This window comes from Paenibacillus eucommiae, assembly GCF_017874215.1.
Taxonomy (GTDB): domain Bacteria; phylum Bacillota; class Bacilli; order Paenibacillales; family NBRC-103111; genus Paenibacillus_AI; species Paenibacillus_AI eucommiae.
In genome coordinates, this window is the sequence record NZ_JAGGLB010000021.1 from 78,221 (window position 1) to 95,544 (window position 17,324).

General features: G+C 46.8%; 8 protein-coding genes. All 8 read left to right on the top strand.

Going from position 1 to position 17,324, the window contains the following annotated elements; genetic code table 11:
- The first annotated feature begins 15 nt into the window (after nucleotides 1–15).
- The 8 genes from J2Z66_RS26110 to J2Z66_RS26145 all read left to right on the top strand — a co-directional run bounded on the left by J2Z66_RS26110 (nucleotide 16) and on the right by J2Z66_RS26145 (nucleotide 17,322).
- Nucleotides 16–879 (top strand): carbohydrate ABC transporter permease, encoded by an 864-nt coding sequence (locus J2Z66_RS26110; RefSeq protein ID WP_209975677.1) that lies wholly within the window; start codon nucleotides 16–18, stop codon nucleotides 877–879.
- Nucleotides 880–927: 48 nt separating this feature from the next.
- Nucleotides 928–3,279 carry an AraC family transcriptional regulator gene (locus tag J2Z66_RS26115; RefSeq protein WP_209975678.1) on the top strand — a complete coding sequence of 784 codons (2,352 nt, stop codon included), beginning with the start codon at nucleotides 928–930 and terminating at the stop codon, nucleotides 3,277–3,279.
- A 167-nt stretch (nucleotides 3,280–3,446) separates the two neighbouring features.
- Nucleotides 3,447–5,003, top strand: coding sequence for an ABC transporter substrate-binding protein (locus J2Z66_RS26120; protein WP_209975679.1), 1,557 nt, complete (start codon nucleotides 3,447–3,449; stop codon nucleotides 5,001–5,003).
- Between the two features lie 129 nt (nucleotides 5,004–5,132).
- Nucleotides 5,133–12,620, top strand: coding sequence for an S-layer homology domain-containing protein (locus J2Z66_RS26125; RefSeq protein WP_209975680.1), 7,488 nt, complete (start codon nucleotides 5,133–5,135; stop codon nucleotides 12,618–12,620).
- 414 nt (nucleotides 12,621–13,034) lie between these two features.
- Nucleotides 13,035–13,217 carry a hypothetical protein gene (locus J2Z66_RS26130; protein ID WP_209975681.1) on the top strand — a complete coding sequence of 61 codons (183 nt, stop codon included), beginning with the start codon at nucleotides 13,035–13,037 and terminating at the stop codon, nucleotides 13,215–13,217.
- A gap of 283 nt (nucleotides 13,218–13,500) precedes the next feature.
- Nucleotides 13,501–15,459 (top strand): sensor histidine kinase, encoded by a 1,959-nt coding sequence (locus J2Z66_RS26135; RefSeq protein ID WP_209975682.1) that lies wholly within the window; start codon nucleotides 13,501–13,503, stop codon nucleotides 15,457–15,459.
- Nucleotides 15,456–16,241, top strand: a complete 786-nt coding sequence (locus tag J2Z66_RS26140) for a response regulator transcription factor (protein WP_209975683.1) — start codon at nucleotides 15,456–15,458, stop codon at nucleotides 16,239–16,241. Before J2Z66_RS26135 ends, J2Z66_RS26140 begins: the two co-directional genes overlap by 4 nt.
- Before the next feature lie 136 nt (nucleotides 16,242–16,377).
- Nucleotides 16,378–17,322, top strand: a complete 945-nt coding sequence (locus J2Z66_RS26145; protein WP_245375846.1) for an ABC transporter permease — start codon at nucleotides 16,378–16,380, stop codon at nucleotides 17,320–17,322.
- The last annotated feature ends 2 nt before the right edge of the window (nucleotides 17,323–17,324 follow it).

Below are 17,324 nucleotides of genomic sequence, written 5' to 3' on the forward strand. Positions count from 1 at the left end.
GAAGGAGAGAGCACAATGAATGCCTCGGTTCTGATTAGACCCTTATTTCACATTTTTTTGTTATTGCTTTGTATCGTATGTATCGCACCGCTGGTGCTGGTCATTTCCACCTCGTTCACCTCTGAGCAGAGTCTGGTGCTGAATGGATATCGCTTATTTCCCCAGGAGTTTACGGTATATGCCTATAAGTATGTGCTCAAAGGAACGACGCTGATTTATACTTCCTACGGGGTTACTGTCCTTACGACGCTTGTTGGAACAGTACTCAGCCTTTCGATAACAGCGATGCTCGCTTATCCTTTGTCGCGTCAAGATTTTAAGCTGAAAAGCCCGCTTTCGTTTTATATTTTTTTCACGATGCTGTTTAATGGAGGGCTCATTCCTTTCTATATTTTGGTCACGCAATACCTTCATCTAAAGGATACGCTGTGGGCGCTTATTTTGCCTTATTTGGTCCAGCCGTTTTATGTGCTGCTGATGCGCACTTTTTTCTCGGAGATACCTGCATCGCTCATTGAAGCTGCGAAAATTGAAGGAGCGGGTGAATTTCGTACCTTTTTCCAGATTGTACTGCCTTTATCGACTCCGATTCTGGCAACTGTAGGGCTGTTTATGGCTCTGATTTATTGGAATGACTGGTACTTAAGCCTATTGTTTATTGATAATCACAAGCTGCTTACCCTGCAGTATTTGCTCGTGATGCTCACGTCGAATATCGATGCGATGCTTAATAACCCCAACTCCAGCATGGCTGTCATTCCGGCGGAAACCTCGCGTATGGCTATGGCCGTATTGGCTATCGGTCCTATTATTTTTGTATACCTCTTTTTCCAGCGGTTTTTCGTGAGGGGGTTGACAATCGGGGCTGTAAAAGGATAATTAGCTTAGCTGTAGTTCTTTAGCTGATGTTCTGGAGTGGAGGATGTTATGAAGCTTACTGTATTTACACATTCCATGTTTGCGAGGATGCTGTTTTCTGTCACATTGGTGCTAAGCCTGCTGATCGCCCTGGTATCCTACGCCTTATATTATAGCTTTCAACGGGTCACGATCGAATCGATATCGAGTACGAGCGCCAACTATTTGCTGCAAACGAGCTACGGAGCTGGCTATATGAACGATAATGCGCGTAATTTCGCCTTGTCTATTTTCGCGAATCCGAATACGAACGCCTTGATGTACAATGTGGAGGAGGAGGGCGTGACCGAGCTTATTATGGAGATGGACCGCATCCAGGCTCTGGTCAAAGCGAATTCCTTCGTGCATTCTGTCTACGTGTACAACAAGAAGCAGCATCGCTTTCTCTCCACAGTGAACTCGATTACGAATCGTGAAGATGATTTTTTTGATAAAGAGGCCGCTGCGATGATGCAGAGTCCTAATGCCGAGCTGCGGCTGAAGCCGATTCCACGTATCCTCTCCAATGATAACCATCCGAAAGAAACCCGTGTGCTGACCTATGTCATTTATGATAACTATTCCGTGAAGGGTGGGGTAGATGGAGCGGTTATTGTGAATATTTATAGTGATTATTTGCAAAACCTGATTACTTCCTACAACATGGGAAATCCGGAGATGAGTGGCGAGACATTTATTGTGGATGCGAACAGTCACTTGATCACGGATGCGAAGAACCTGAATGAAGCTGAAATTTCTACCTTAATGGGGACTATTAGCGCGCAGGAAGGAAAGCCGGAAGGCAAAGCAGGCTATACCACAACCGTATTAAAAGATGAAAAGGTGCTTGTCGCCTACACGAAATCAGAGGTGCCGAGCTGGTGGTTCGTCCGTGTCCATCCTTACAGCGTTATACTTAAAAGCACAGCGTACATCAAGACAACAACGCTGCTGATCAGCATCGTCTTGTTTATGCTCGGTCTGCTGCTCTCCTTTATTGTATCCCGCCGGCTGTATTCTCCCTTCGGAAAGCTCGTGGGAAGAGTGCGGGGACTTGTGGATTCGCCTGCGTCAAGAGCGGCGGAAACCTTCGATGAGGTGGAGCTGCTAAACAAAGTCGTTTCCGAAGCTTACGCATTGAAGCGGGACTCCCAGCAAATGCAGCGTAATGAGAGGCTGAAATCGTTGTTTACCCCACATGCACAGCCACTTTCCAGTTTGCAGGCACTGCTTGATAAATACAGGATTACTTTGCAGCTGGATGAAGGTTATGTGCTCATTAGCTACAGAATCGATTACTTTGCCCGGTTTATGTCCGATTTCAATGAAAGGGACAGGGATTTGCTGCGATATGCGATTGGCAATGCAGCAGGCGAAACGGTGGGGCGTAATCGCAGCCATCAAGTGATTGATATGGGCGATGACATCCTTATGCATATCGTCAATGTCGAAGAGATGGACGGTGAAGAGCTTCGCAGCGCTTTCGCGCAGGGGGTGAAGGAGCTGCAGGAGTGGTGCCTGCATCACTTGAAGCTTAACATTTCTGCGGCAGTGGGCGAAAAGCAGGAGGATTTCACGGAGCTGTACAGCGGCTATCAGAAGGTTGTAAGTCTTTCGCAGTATAGGCTTGTCTATGGGCATGGTTGTTTGCTGTTTGCGGACATGCTGAGCGGAAGAGCCATCGAAGCTTCCTATAAAATAGAGCCGGCAGAGGAGCAGCAGCTATACGAAGCGCTCGTGGGCGGCAGGCTGGATGAGGCGCGCAGCTTGTACGCGGGCATTATGAGCAAGGTTACGCAGCACTCCTACGATGCGATGATGTCTAATATTTTGTACCTGTTCTATTTCGTGCACAATACGATGCAGACGATGGAACGAAACAGTATTGATAAATATCAGCTTGATTTTCATGCCTATTTGCGCCAAATGTCTCAAGTCGAGACGATGGATGAAGTGCATGCCCTGTTTGATGACATCTTCACGGAAATTGCAAGTGCGATCACCTCCAGAAAAAATAACCGCAGCAGCATACTGATGGATTCGGTTCTCAAATACATTGAAACCAACTATACAGATCCGGGGCTTTGTCTGGATACTGTAGCGGCGGAGATGAAGCTGTCGAAGATGTATGTTGGCAAGCTGTTCCGTGAGGCATATGGGCAGTCCGTAGCTGATTATATTGTTGAAGTGAGGATGAGGCGGGCTATTGAGCTGCTGAACGAAGGTGGCAAAAATAAGACTTTGATCGATATTTTGGGCGAAATAGGCGTGGAAAACAAAAAGTATTTTTACATTCTGTTCAAGAAGAAAATGGGTGTTTCATTCAGTGATTACCGGCTCAAGCATTTGAATCTGGTAAGGATCGATGAAGATGATGAGTAAACGGGAGAAATCAGTGATTTTGAACGATATTTTTGTTTGAAAAAGAACCTTTGCTCATTTTTTATCCTTTTTTTAGCGGCAAATCTTTCGTAAGATCAGAGGCAGCTGCTCCAGGGATAAACCTCTGGCCAGTGCATGTACTATACTTTATTGGGAGGTTTTACCGCATGAAAAGAAGCAGGATCAGAAGCAGAATCATTTGGGCAATGGTACTCGTTGTCCTTATGATGACAGCAAGTGCTTGTGCCAGCAAAGAAGAAAAGGCTGCAGAGACCACAAAGCCAACAGCAGCAGCGACAACGCCGGGGGAAGAGCAGAAAGAGCCGGCATTAGAGCCGGTTGAATTAACCTGGTATTTCCCGAGTGGTTTGCAAAACATTAAGGATGTACAGGCGGTAGAGGATGAGATGAACAAAATCGTCCAGCCGCAAATCAATGCGACGATTCGTCTGAAGCCAGTGGATTGGGGCGCTTTTGAGCAAAAGGTCAATACGATGAATGCCGCCGGAGAAAGCTATGATATGGTGTTTACGGCGCCATGGTCCAACAATTATTTTCAAAATGTGGCCAAAGGGTCTTTGAAGCCGCTTGATGATTTATTAGATCAGTATGCGCCTAAGCTGAAGGCTTCGGTTCCTGCCAAGGTGTGGGATGCCACCCGGGTTGGCGGCAAAATTTATGGCTCCATCAATTATCAGGTGGTCGCGATGCCTTTTGGAGCTTCGATTGATCAAAGATTTATTGATAAATATAAGGTAGATGTAAGCGCTATAACCAAGTATGAAGATTTTGAGCCGTATTTGGCACAGTGGAAGGAAGCCTTTCCGCCTTTCTATGCGGTCAAAGGATCTTCGGACGGATTTACGAATCAGCCTCCTTACTTTGGCATGGACAGCATTGGTGATGATTCGTTAGTCGGGTGGGTAAAGCTGGATGACAGCGAGTTAAAAGTAATCAATCAGTATGCCTCGCCTGAATTCAAGAGCTTTATGGAGCTAAAGCGGAAGTGGAATAAAGCCGGATACTTTTCCAAGGATCTGATGGATGCGGCGCAAGTCGATGCCATTGCCAAAAATAACAAGGATGTGTACACGCCGTTCTCGATTGCAACCGCACTAAAGCCGGGCAACGCAGCCGAGGTGAAGGAAAAATACAAAGCAGATGTCGTTGATAAGCCGCTGAGCAAAGCGATTGTAACGACGGCACGTGCTATTGCGACTATGACAGGAATTAGTGAAACCTCCAAAAATCCGGAGCGCGCGATGATGTTCCTTGAACTGATTAATTCAGATAAGGCACTATACAATCTTATGAGTCATGGTATTGAAGGCAAGCATTACAAGATCACAGATGCCGATAAAGGTGTTATTGAATCGATCGTGGACAGCGGCTACCAGCCTTCATCGGACTGGATGTTTGGCAATCAATTTAATGGTTACTATGTATCCCCAAGCCAGGTTGGTGTATGGGAGGAAACGATCGAGCTGAACAATACGGCAGATGCTTCTCCGCTGATCGGATTCTCGTTTGACGGGGAAGCGGTGAAGACGGAAATTACCGCAACGGCTTCTGTATGGAAGCAGTATGCCGACATCTTTGCCAACGGTTTGGATGATACGGACAAGGTGCTGCCTGAGTTTCTGGAAAAGATGAACAAAGCAGGAGCAGAAAAAATTATTGCTGAAAAACAGCGGCAGATCGACGAGTGGAAAAAGACCCGGTAGACCGGAAACGTGGTAGGAAGACCAGCGCTTTAAAAATTGAATTTGCAAAAGCATCAGCTCAAGCAATTCTTTTTTAGAGCGCATTTTTTTCGAGGCTATAATTACCAGAAAAAGGATGGTGTGCATCTGATGGGCAAATTCCACTTTGTTTTGAGATTCATAAGTGTTTGTATGATTATGGTTATGCTGCTAACGAGTTTTACAATCGATTTCGGAATAAAAAGAGCTTCAGCCGACGATGCTCCAGCACATACTCTTTATGCTTCGCCAAATGGAAGCGGTATCTTGTGTTCACTGGCCGAGCCCTGCTCGCTGACGGGTGCCCGTGATAGGGTTCGTACCCTTAACAGCAGCATGTCCGGGGATATCGTCGTTTACCTGCGCGGAGGCACTTATACTCTGACATCCACCTTAGAGCTAAGCGCTGAGGATTCAGGAACGAACGGACATTATGTCGGCTATCAGGCTTATCCCGGAGAAACCCCTGTTTGGAGCGGCGGGCAAGCAGTTTCGGGTTGGGTACAGGAAGGCGAGCTGTGGAAAGCCTTTGTTGGAACGAATGTGCAGACAAGGCAGCTCTATGTCAATGGAGAACGTGCAGTCCGGGCCAAAGGTCCGCTGCCTGGAGCGACAAACTTGAATGCAGGTCATTCCACGACGAACATAGACATGCAGAATTGGGGAAACATTCAGGATATCGAGTTTGTCTATAACCGGAATTGGAGACAAGTCCGCTGCGGTGTTCAATCGATTGCCGGCACGACGATTACGATGGACCAGCCTTGCTTGCAAATGGCAAGATTCGAGAGAGGGCTGCCGATCGACAAGGTGACGTGGGTGGAGAACGCCTTCGAACTGCTGGATGAACCTGGAGAATGGTATCTCAATCAATCAACAGGATATTTGTACTATATGCCGCGAGAGGGTGATGACAGAGTCACAGCGGATGCGGTCATTCCAGTAGTAGAAACCCTGGTACGCGGGAACGGGACGCTCGATGAGCCGATTGCGAATATCCGTTTTAGCGGCATTACCTTTGCTTACGCCGGGTGGTTAGGGCCGAATAGTGACGATGGATTTGTTGAAGTGCAGGCTAACTTTACTTATCGTTCCGATGCCGGAGTCTGGACGCCCGATAGCGGCTGGAACCCTGATCATGATCGGAGCACTCCGGCGAATGTAACCTTTACTGCGGCAAAATCGGTGTATTTCGAGCAAAATACATTTAAGCATCTGGGTGCAGTAGGGCTGGGCTTTGGACTCGGCAGCCAGGAAAATGTGGTGTCAGGCAATGAGTTTTATGATATCTCCAGCACTGGTATTCAAATTGGTGGCGTGACCGCCGATGATCATCACCCGGAAGATCAGCGGATGAAAGTAATGAATAACTCAGTAACGAACAACTATATTCATCGTATAGGTGCAGAGTATAACGGAGCTGTGGGAATCTTGGCCGGCTATACAGAAAATACGCTCATCGCGCATAATGAGCTGACGGATCTGCCTTACAGCGGTATATCTGTAGGTTGGGGCTGGGGAGTGCGTGACTTTCCTGGAAACCCGACGACAAGTAAAAATAACAAAATACTAAATAATCGGGTTCACGATCATATGAAAATTTTGTTCGATGGCGGCGGGATTTATACGCTAGGAGCACAGCCGGGAGAGGTGATTGCCGGTAATGTGATTTATGACCAGAGAAATGACTTTGGTGCTGTCTATTTGGATCTTGGAAGCGCTTATGTAAATGTAGAAAATAACGTTATGTATAACAATACCAGGAATTTTCTCGGAACCGGACATGAGAATACGGTTACAAATAACTACTGGGATAAAGACGAGAACAATATGTATGAATTTACCGACGAGGAATCCGTTGTTGAAGACAACTCTATTGTAACTGGCGGTAACTTCCCTCTCGATATTATTAATCATGCCGGGCTTGAACCAGCGTTTCAATATTTATTAAACGATCAGTCAGTGAATGTTGCCGTGCAGGCAGCGGCAGCGGCGCTTCTTCCTGACGGAAGCTCTGTCACCATGGAAGCCGGTCACGGAGCTGAGCAGGCTGTGGACCAAAACCTGGACACTTATGCGCATCCTGCAGCAGGATCCGCATTATCTCCATGGGTGTTGCAAGTGGGTCTCGGGAAAACAGAAAGTATTTCTTCCGTTGTTGTCCATTTTGAGCAGGGTCTTGTACCGAATGAATATGTGTTGAAATCGACAGTTAACGGTACGAATTGGGAGACTATTGGCACCTATACGGGAGCTCAGGCAGGAAGCAATGTGATCTACGTACCGGGAACAGACATAAGGACGCTGAGAATTGAGTCCGTATCTGGGAAAATGGGCATTTCCGAGGTAGCCCTCTATAAAGCTGGGACGAGAGTGCCATTGCCATGGGGATACGTATCCAAGCTGAATGTAGACTCCAGCCTTGGAGCCGTGACTATATCCAGCAGTGATACTCAAGTAGTTACTATTGGAACAGGTACTGGCTCGGGCACTGGCTCGGGCGCCTCAGGAACCTCAGGCACTTCAGGCACCTCAGGGGACATGCTGCAAGCTCTCAGTGAGGGCCAGGCTGACATTACAGTAAAAAATGGAAGCGGCAATACTTTATTTACCGTACCAGTAAGTGTGGATGATTTTGCCGAGGTGCTGCTTGAGGTTAAGCCGTCATCGATTGCTGTTGGCCGCAGAGCGGCAGTAAGCATGGTGGGGATAACAACAGACCAGATGCATATTTCTATGGAGCCGGTTTTGACGAGTGGGAACACTTCTGTAATTTCCGTAGATCAAGAGCATACAGCGCTTGAAGTACTTCAGGGACTTCAGACACTTCAGACACTTCATGCATTGAGCGTTGGCAGCTCCAGTATTGAGGCGATTGCTCATTTGGATAGTCGTGATGTTTCCAAATCTATTGTAGTTGAGACTTATCAGGAGCAATTGGAAGAAGTCACCTTGAAAACGGATAAGGATCATTATCAGCAGAGTGAAGCTCCTCAGCTTGCATGGGAGGCTGTTTACGATTCCGGGTATCCGGTTCATCCTTCCGTGGCCACAGCCGTATACAGCAGTAATAATTTGTCAGTAGCCCAAGTGGACCCGGCTAGCGGCGCGATCCTCCTGCATGGACCGGGCAAAGCGGAGATTACACTTTCCTTGACAGCAGGCAGCGTTACAAAAACCGGCTCAGCGACGATTACTGTCTTTCCAGAAGCGTGGAACTTGCTTCCTGTGAATGGTGCGGTGAGCAGGGCGGTTTACGATAATGAAGAGCAATGGACGATGCGGACGAAGGGGGGCGATATTTGGTCGGATAAGGATAGCTTTGCCTATCTGTATCAAGATATCGATATGGCTGATTTTCCATCTGGAGTATCCATTATAGCGACTATCGAATCGATATCCGATAACGTGAATCCGAACTCCATGATCGGCCTCATGCTGCGGGAAAGTGTCGCTGCCGGATCGAAGCATGTCAATTATCGCATTCATGCAACCTCAGGCGAGCCGGGCAAGCGTGTTCCTTTTGTATGGCGTCCTAATACCGATTGGGGCACCAGCTATATCGAATCTCCGACTCTAACGCTGCCCGCCACCATCAGGCTGTCACGCTTCGGTGACGATATCTACGCGCATTATTTAAATGCAAATGAGGACTGGATTTTGGCTGAAAAGCTAAAAGATTTTGCGATGAACAATGCATTTACAGTGGGTATCGCCCATACTTCTAATACGAAGGAAACGGAGTCCGAGGTTGTTTTTGGCAATCTTCAGGTGATATCTGCCGATGATCTGCATTTTGATGCGATGGAGCCGATCAAGCTTAGCGGGGATGCTTCCATTTTGCAGGCTGGCGAAACGATGCAGCTTAGCACGACAGGCGCCGGAAGCGGAGAGCTTTTAGTGTATTCGAGCAGTGATGATTCGATTGCAACCGTTACACAGCAGGGGCTCGTTACTTCCAAAAAGCCAGGATCCGTAACGATCCAGGTTAAAGCGTTGCGGGACGGGCAGGAGCGGCCGGCGGCCGGAAGTGATGCCTTCACACTCATGATTTACAATCAGCTGGAGGATTTGGGTGTAAGCAATGTGGCGCTTGGCAAGCAAGCTTCTGCTTTTGATCCGGCTGGTACCAACATATTGACAACTCATCAGCCTCTCAGTAACGGCGTTGACGGCGATGTGGGCACAGTGGTGTCGGCATCAGGTTCTTATGCTTGGCAATATCGCGTTGATCTGGGGCAGTTGTTCACGACGAAAAGTGTTTCCGTACAATTCTTCACTTATGCTTACGCAACGGAATATGAAATTTTGAGCTCAACCGACGGTCAGAACTGGGAGCTGCTTCAGCACAGTACCTCCGGTGTGCCTGATGTGAAGCTGACCTTCGATTTACCTGAGCCCAAAGGGATGAGATACATTGCCGTTAAATCGATCAAACCGGACGATGCCGGCCAGCCTGGAGCACAGATGGCCATCGCTGAATTGGAAGTAAATGCTTATAAGCTGCCTTCACCCAGAGCTGTGCAGCTAACAGCGGGATCTACGATTTTACAGACGGATGCATCAATTGCAACACAGGTACATGGCTTATCTGCAGGCGAAACCGCTGTATATATAAGTCATGACAGGCAAATTGCCCAAGTGGATGCCAGCGGTGTGGTGACAGGAATCGGCCAAGGAAGTACAAAGATCGATGTACTCGTATACAAAAACAATCTGCTTCAGGGTATGGGCAGCTTGCTAATAACGGTATACGATGATATTGCAACGTTACCTCTTTATAACGCTGCCCTTAGTAAGCCAGCGGCGGCCTACGATCCGAGCGGTACGCAGCAGTTGACTCCCAATCATCCCATAGGAAACGGGAATGATGGTGATCCTACGACGGTCATTTCGGCGGCCGGTTCCTTCGCCTGGCAGTACAGAGTAGATATGGAGAAATTGGTTACTGCGCAGAGCGTATCGGTACAATTTCACTATGTGCAGTATGCAACGGAGTACGAATTTCTAAGCTCCATGGATGGGCAAACGTGGGAAGTGATTTATCACAGCGATGAAGGTGCGCCTGGAGTGATGCACACCTTCACCCTGCCAGCTCCGAAAGCGATGCGCTATATAGCGGTCAAAGCTATTAAGCCAGACGCCCTCAATCCAGATAACAGCTACCAGCCAGGCATTCAAATGGCAGTAGCTGAGCTGCAATTGAATGCTTACGTGCCATTCACCGAAAGTGCAGATGAGACGCCGCCACAAACGACGGATGATGCTCAAGCGGGTTGGCAGCGAACCGCGCAAACGGTAAATTTGAGTGCCAGTGATCTGCAGAGTGGTGTAGCAAGAACCATGTACAAGCTGAACAACGGTTCATTTCAAGAAGGGACTACGGTAATATTGGAAGCAGACGGTGTTCATACCCTTCAGTATTACAGCGTGGATGCAGTAGGCAATCAGGAGCAAATCAGAACAGCAATTGTAAAAATAGATGCGACTGCTCCGCAAATTACGCTGGCTGCTTCTTCTTTAGAGTCGGCAGGCAGTTTTGCCACGATCCAGGCAGCAGTGTTGGAGGAAGGAAGCGGAGTCTCCATCCTGAAATGGGCACCAGGTTCAAAGGATGCAGTCTATTTTGCGGCCAGCGGAAACCTGCTTAGCGGCGGAAGCTTTACAGTAGAAGAGAATGGCACCTATACGGTGTATGCCAAGGATGCTGCTGGTAACGAAGCGGTCGAAAGCATTACGATCAGCAGCATTGAACATTTGCAGCCATTTGGCTTGGCTGGATTAACGCTAAATGGAGCGGTATTTTCCACGGGCGCCAGCCGTAATCAGCTTACTGTAACTGGCATGGTTTACAGCAATCGTCCAGGCGAATCTTTAACTCTCGATGTTCTGGTAAAGAACAGTCTGGGGGACTCCGTGATAAATGCGAGTCAGGCTTTGATAGCAAGTGAAACGAGCCTGCCATTCAGCCAAAGCTTTCCGGTTACAGCGGTGCTCTTTCCTAGTGGGAGCTATACACTGCAAGTAACTGTAACGGACGCTGTGTATGGCTCCGCCGATAAGACACTTTCATTTGCTGCAGATACATCGCTGCCTGTTATTACCCTGCTTGGAGCACAGAGTATAGTGCTGACTGTGGGCGACAATTATACAGAGCAAGGAGCGAATGCCTCGGATGATGTTGGTATCGACGGTTCCGTTATCGTAACTGAATCCGTTAATACGCTTGAAGCAGGTACGTATACTCTGCGGTACAATGTGGTTGACCTTGCAGGCAATGCTGCCTTGGAGGTCGTGCGGACAGTGACGGTCAATCCGCTTAGTTCTCCACGACCGGTTTCATCACCGGAACCACAATCACCGACACCACAACCATCGGTACCACCTGCCAAGGAGCCAATTGGCGACAAGAAGCCAGCGCAAGGTTTGCAAATTGACGTGACTCAAGGCCAGGCTTCGGAAGGTTCTATCGAGGGACTGATAAAGCTAAAAATTCCAGCAGGAGCCGTGGGCTTAAACGGCAAGATCCAGATATCAGTTGTAGAAGCTGCACTTGTAGCGGGTCAAGGAGAAGGTCGAGAAACGGATCAAGGAACAGGTAAAGAAACAGGTAAAGAAACAGGTAAAGAAACAGGTAAAGAAACAGGTAAAGAAACAGGTAAAGAAACAAGTAAAGAAACAAGTCATATTCCCCCAAACGGGAGGCTTAAGCTATTAAGTCCTGTATTCGAATTTACCAGCACCACTGGCCGAACATTCAGCCATCCGCTAGAAATGACCTTTCACTATGACACTGCTCAAGTACCTGAGGGACACGTTGCTGCAGTCTATTATTTTGACGAGGCACAGCAGCGGTGGATTTATCTCGGGGGCAAGTTGAATGTGGATGTGGATGGGAAGGGGAAGGGTGCCGTTACAGTCAGTGTCAATCATTTTACTAAATTTGCTGTATTTGCCTATCAGCCACAAACATTCTCAGATTTAAAGCAGCAATGGGCTGGCTCCTATATCGAACGTTTGATTGGCATGGGCGTAATTGAAGGATATCGCGATCAAACCTTTCGCCCTGATCAAGTAGTAACTCGTGCGGAGTTTGTGAAGATGCTGGTTACCGCTTTAGGGTTGCGACTGGAGACGAATGCTTCCCAATTTACTTTTGTAGATCAAACAGAAATTCCCGCATGGTCACAATCTTATGTATACGCGGCCATTCAAGGGGGGCTGATCCAAGGGTATGAAGAGAATGGGAAATCATTGTTCAAGGCCAATCAAACCATTACTCGGGCGGAGATGTCAGTGTTGATCGCGAATGCCATGAATGCTATGAATGTAATAGATGAAAGAAATGACATGAGTTCTTTGAATGAAGCTGGAGGGTTATCAGGTAATCAATCCATGAGTGATGGGACGCTATCGAAGGAACAGGCATTTCAGGATGCTTCCGATATTCCGGTATGGGCCCGGTCTTTTGTTGGAGTGGCCGCAGCAGCTGGAATCCTGAACGGATATGAGGATGGAACTTTCCGTCCCGCCAATGCGGCTACCCGGGCAGAGGCTGCCACGATAATCTACAGACTGTTGGAAAAGCTGTATAGATAAGCCTTAAAAGCGTACGGAAACGTAACGGCACTTCCTTTCAGTTAAAGGGCGGTGTCGTTACGTTTTGTTATGTCGTAGCACAGCTTTATAGCGATAAAGTAGTAGAGGATTAGGGAATCAGAAAGAAAGCCCTAATTTCCTTATCCTCACTATCCCTTTGCATCAGGAACCAGACGTTTACTGGACATACTTCCCTCCCCCAAACACTCACGTAACGAATACGCTGCTCAAAGTAGGACCAAGAATAGTGTCTTTCTCAACATATAAGACCCCAAATTGAGGGGGCAGCTTCACTTAACGATGTTTTTCATCGTTAAAGCAAGTGCTTCCAGGTCCATCAGCCACTTTAATGATGTTTTTCATCGTTAAAAGAGAGCGGATGGCCTCTCTGGGTGGAAAAAAGGGATTTTAACGATGTTTTTCATCGTTAAAGTAAATATTTGGAGACGACCGGTGCTTTTAACGATGAAAAACATCGTTAAAGTAGCAGGCGGCGGCAGGTGGCTATACCTGGCACACATTTTCATCCCCAGCGCCTCTGCACGCTGGGAAATCTCCTCCAATCAAGAGAAAAACCCTTGTTGGCTGTCCGTTTGAGCTTGGTGTTCGTGCGATTTGTGCGAATGTTGCTGAGAAGAGGGAGTGGCTGTGGGTGGAAGAGCGATAGCGTCCGCCTTTAAAGATTTGTTCCTACCTCCTCATCCATTCCATTCAAGGGAACAAATCTTTAACAGCGGCTGGATCCCACAGCCATTCCCTCCCTCCATGCACCAACCTAACGAACACGCTCCTCAAAGGACGCCCAAGAAGGGTGTCTCTCTTAATTTCTTGTTATTTCTCACAAATTCGTTATATCATAGCTGTAAAGGGAGGTGAGCTTATGCAGCTAATGGAACGGACAAGAAGGCGGGCACAGCACTGGATTAAAGGGCTGGGCATTCGTACCAAAATGATTATTGGCTACATGATTGTTGTTGTAATTCCTGTGCTTGGTTCGGGGGCGATGCTTTATAATCAAATTTATGAAAGCGGTTTGAATAATTTTGCGCAGAATAATCAGTCGCTTGTGGAACAGGTTCAGGCTAATTTGCAAAATGATATGGATAAAATTGAATCCGTATACAATTTGCTGCAATTTAACTCTTATGTAACCGAATTTGTTTCAGGCTATTATGACACGCCGGCGGATCAGATTTATGTGTTTAACAAGTATATTAATCCGCTATTATCGTATATTTATTCGATCAATCCGCAGATTCAAGATTTGAAAATTTACAAATTTAATTCGTCGGTTTTGCAGTTGGGGGATACGATTTTGGACTTCGATGAGCAGGCTTTGGAGAGTTCTGAGCATTCGGAGCATTCGGAGCAATCGGAGCAGCAATCAGAGCAATCTGAGCCATTCTTGGATATCGATGACAAGCTGCTCATCCCAAACGAAGGGAATTGGGTAGTAAAGCTGGATAAGCTGGAAAAGAATGCCGACCAGCTGACACAACTGACACAGCTGACCTATTACAAAAAGCTGCTGAATCAGGAGTTCTCCAAAGCGCTTGGTGTGATGAAGATATCGGTTGATATGAACATGCTCTATACACTTTTTCAAATGAATGACACTTTGAAGCACAGTGAAGTGTATTTTGTGCAGGAGAAGACCGGAACTTATGCGCTGGTATCTGGCGGCACGGTTCAATATCAGAGTCTTGCACAGCTGCCGGATTCATTTTCCAGCAACCGGCAAGCCAAAGCAGCGCCTTATTCATATACAATCACTGCTGATCAGAAGGTGCTGGTCAACACATTGGAGCTGGACAAGCTGCAGTTGAAAGCTCTCATCGTCACACCAGTTACGAGTTTATTCGGTATTAGCTGGAAAACGAAAATGAATATGATCCTCCTGATTTTTGTTTTTCTGACGGTGTTGTCTTTTATCTACTACATGATTACCTCTTCGCTCGTGCAGCGAATTATCAGGCTGGCGGGTCATATGAGGAAGGTTAAGCAGGACAATTTGCTGCCCTATCAAGAGCAGTATAAGGAGGAGCTGTATAAAGATGAAATAAGTCTGCTGATATCTTCGTACAATTTTATGATTGAGCGTATCGATCGGCTTGTCAATACTGTGCATCGGGCGGAGCTGCGCCAGAAGGAGATGGCTTTTGTAGCGCTGCAGGCGCAGATTAATCCGCATTTTTTATATAATTCCCTGGAATCCATCCGTATGATGGCGGAAGCGAATGGGGATGCCGAGGCTGCAAATATGACCTATACGTTAGGGAAGGTTATGCGTTACAGTCTCTCGAATCATTCTACTGTCAGTCTTAAGGAAGAGCTTGAGCATGTTGAGAATTATTTAGGTATTCAGAAAATCAGGCTGGGGAGCCGGCTAACTTATCATTTGGATATCAGGGCTGCGCTCGACCATTTTGTTTGCCCCAAGTTTATTATTCAGCCTTTAGTAGAAAACAGTGTGATCCATGGCATTTCCAAATGGAAAAGAAAGGGTGAGATCACGATACAAATAACGGAGGATGCTTCCATGCTGAGGATTGTTATTCAGGATAATGGATGCGGCATGCCAAGCGGGCAATTAGCTGATCTGCAGCAGCATTTGCTTAACCCCGTCTTTGAACCTGCTGCAGATAGGACGGCTGGTGATAGGACCGCTGGTGATAGGGCAGCTGGCGATAGCGGGAAACGAATGGGTATCGGGCTAAGTAATGTACATGAAAGATTGAGAGCATTTTATGGCGACGGTTCAGGTATTGGGCTGCAGAGTACAGAGGGAGAGGGTACGACTTACGTGCTTACTTTGAGAAAAAGAGGTGATTTTCAATGAAGCTGATGATTGTTGACGATGAACCGATCATTCTTACAGGTTTGAACCATATGATCCGCAATTCCGGCTTGCAAATTTCAGAGGTCGTTACAGCTGCGGATGGTGAGGAGGCGATTGCCAAGCTGGATGCATGCGGATCGTTCAGGCCGGATTTGATCATTACAGATATCCATATGCCCGAAATGAATGGCCTGGAATTGATTGAATATATGCGGGAAAAGCAGCTTTGCCGCCACTTTGTGATTTTGACTGGCTATGATGAGTTCGAATATGCCAGGCGTGCTATCAAAAATCAAGTCATTGATTATTTGCTGAAGCCCATTAATAAGCAGGAGCTGTTCTCCATTCTGACCAGAGTTGCTGGTGAGATTAAGCAAGCAGCCGTTTTACCTGCCATTACTGTTAGTAAGGATGCTATGCATAAGTCGGCAGAGCCTTCAAGCTTATCCCAAAGCATCAAGAAAACGATCCAATATATCGAAACGAATTATCACCTGGATTTGACGCTGGATGACGCAGCGGGCTATGTCAACTTGCATCCGAATTATGTGAGTGCCTTGTTCAAAAAAGAGACTGGACTGTCCTATTTAACCTATTTAAATTCGTATCGGGTCCAGAAGGCTCAAGAGAGCATGATCAAGCATCCTGATAAAAGTTTAACTGAGATCGCAGAAAGCGTTGGGTTTATGAACCCGAGGCAATTTTATAAAGTGTTTAAAAAGTTTACGGGCTTCACCCCGGGACATTTTCGTTCGCAGTGGACAGACTCTGCACTTCAATAATCTTAAATTTGGACCATGGACCTTTGGAATGAACGCTAGAAAAGCGATTTCAAACATCCTAATATGTAAGGAGGGGGAGCAAGCTGCACATGGCTTCAGATCCATAATGATAGGAAAAGGGGACGATTGCAATCAGATGATGTCTAAAACAGGGTTTTGGAAGCGTTTATCCGGCCAAAAGATTTTACAATGCTTTGTGCTGCTTGGCATGCTGTATCTGGTGATTTTTTCTTTTATTCCGATGTTTGGGATTATTATTGCTTTTAAGGATTATAAGATTTCCAGTGGTGTAAGCGGTTTTATAACGAGTCCGTGGGTGGGATTGAAATGGTTCTCTGAATTCGTTCACGATTACAAATTTAAAGATTTGATTCGAAACACGCTAATGATCAGCTTTCTGAAAATCTTGTTTACCTTTCCAGCGCCGATTTTGTTTGCCATTCTGCTGAATGAGGTCAAGAATCAAGTGGTGAAGCGGATTATTCAAACGACGAGCTATTTGCCGCATTTTATTTCCTGGGTCGTGGTTTCTGGTATCTTGTTTACGTTTTTATCGACTTCCGGTGGGGTTATTAATAATCTATTACTTTCCTTGCAGGTTATTTCCAAGCCGCTGCCCTTTCTGTATGATCCTAATTATTTCTGGGGATTAGCGGTGATTAGCGATATGTGGAAGGATATGGGCTGGTGGGCGATTATTTTCCTGGCCGCAATTGCTGGAATCGATCCTTCCCTGTATGAAGCCGCACAAATCGACGGAGCGGGGAGAATTGCACGGATCATGCACGTTACTATCCCCGCTATTAAGGGAGCTATTATCATTGTGCTCATTTTAAGCGTTGGAGGCTTGCTCGGCGGGGGCATGTCGAACTCCAATTTTGAACAGTCCTATTTGCTTGGCAATGCATTAAACAGTGAAAGAGCGGAAATCGTGCAAACGTATATTTTAAAGGCAGGCTTGGCGGAGGGGCGATTTGCTTATGCAGCAGCCGTTGACTTGATCCAATCCGTCCTCTCGATTGTTCTTTTGTTCGGCAGCAATTATGCGGCTAAGCGGATTTCCGGCACCAGCTTATTTTGAAA

Coding starts and splice junctions, on each gene's coding strand:
- J2Z66_RS26110 (WP_209975677.1), top strand. CDS start 16: ATGAATGCCTCGGTTCTGATTAGACCCTTATTTCACATTTTTTTGTTA.
- J2Z66_RS26115 (WP_209975678.1), top strand. CDS start 928: ATGAAGCTTACTGTATTTACACATTCCATGTTTGCGAGGATGCTGTTT.
- J2Z66_RS26120 (WP_209975679.1), top strand. CDS start 3,447: ATGAAAAGAAGCAGGATCAGAAGCAGAATCATTTGGGCAATGGTACTC.
- J2Z66_RS26125 (WP_209975680.1), top strand. CDS start 5,133: ATGGGCAAATTCCACTTTGTTTTGAGATTCATAAGTGTTTGTATGATT.
- J2Z66_RS26130 (WP_209975681.1), top strand. CDS start 13,035: ATGTTTTTCATCGTTAAAGTAAATATTTGGAGACGACCGGTGCTTTTA.
- J2Z66_RS26135 (WP_209975682.1), top strand. CDS start 13,501: ATGCAGCTAATGGAACGGACAAGAAGGCGGGCACAGCACTGGATTAAA.
- J2Z66_RS26140 (WP_209975683.1), top strand. CDS start 15,456: ATGAAGCTGATGATTGTTGACGATGAACCGATCATTCTTACAGGTTTG.
- J2Z66_RS26145 (WP_245375846.1), top strand. CDS start 16,378: ATGATGTCTAAAACAGGGTTTTGGAAGCGTTTATCCGGCCAAAAGATT.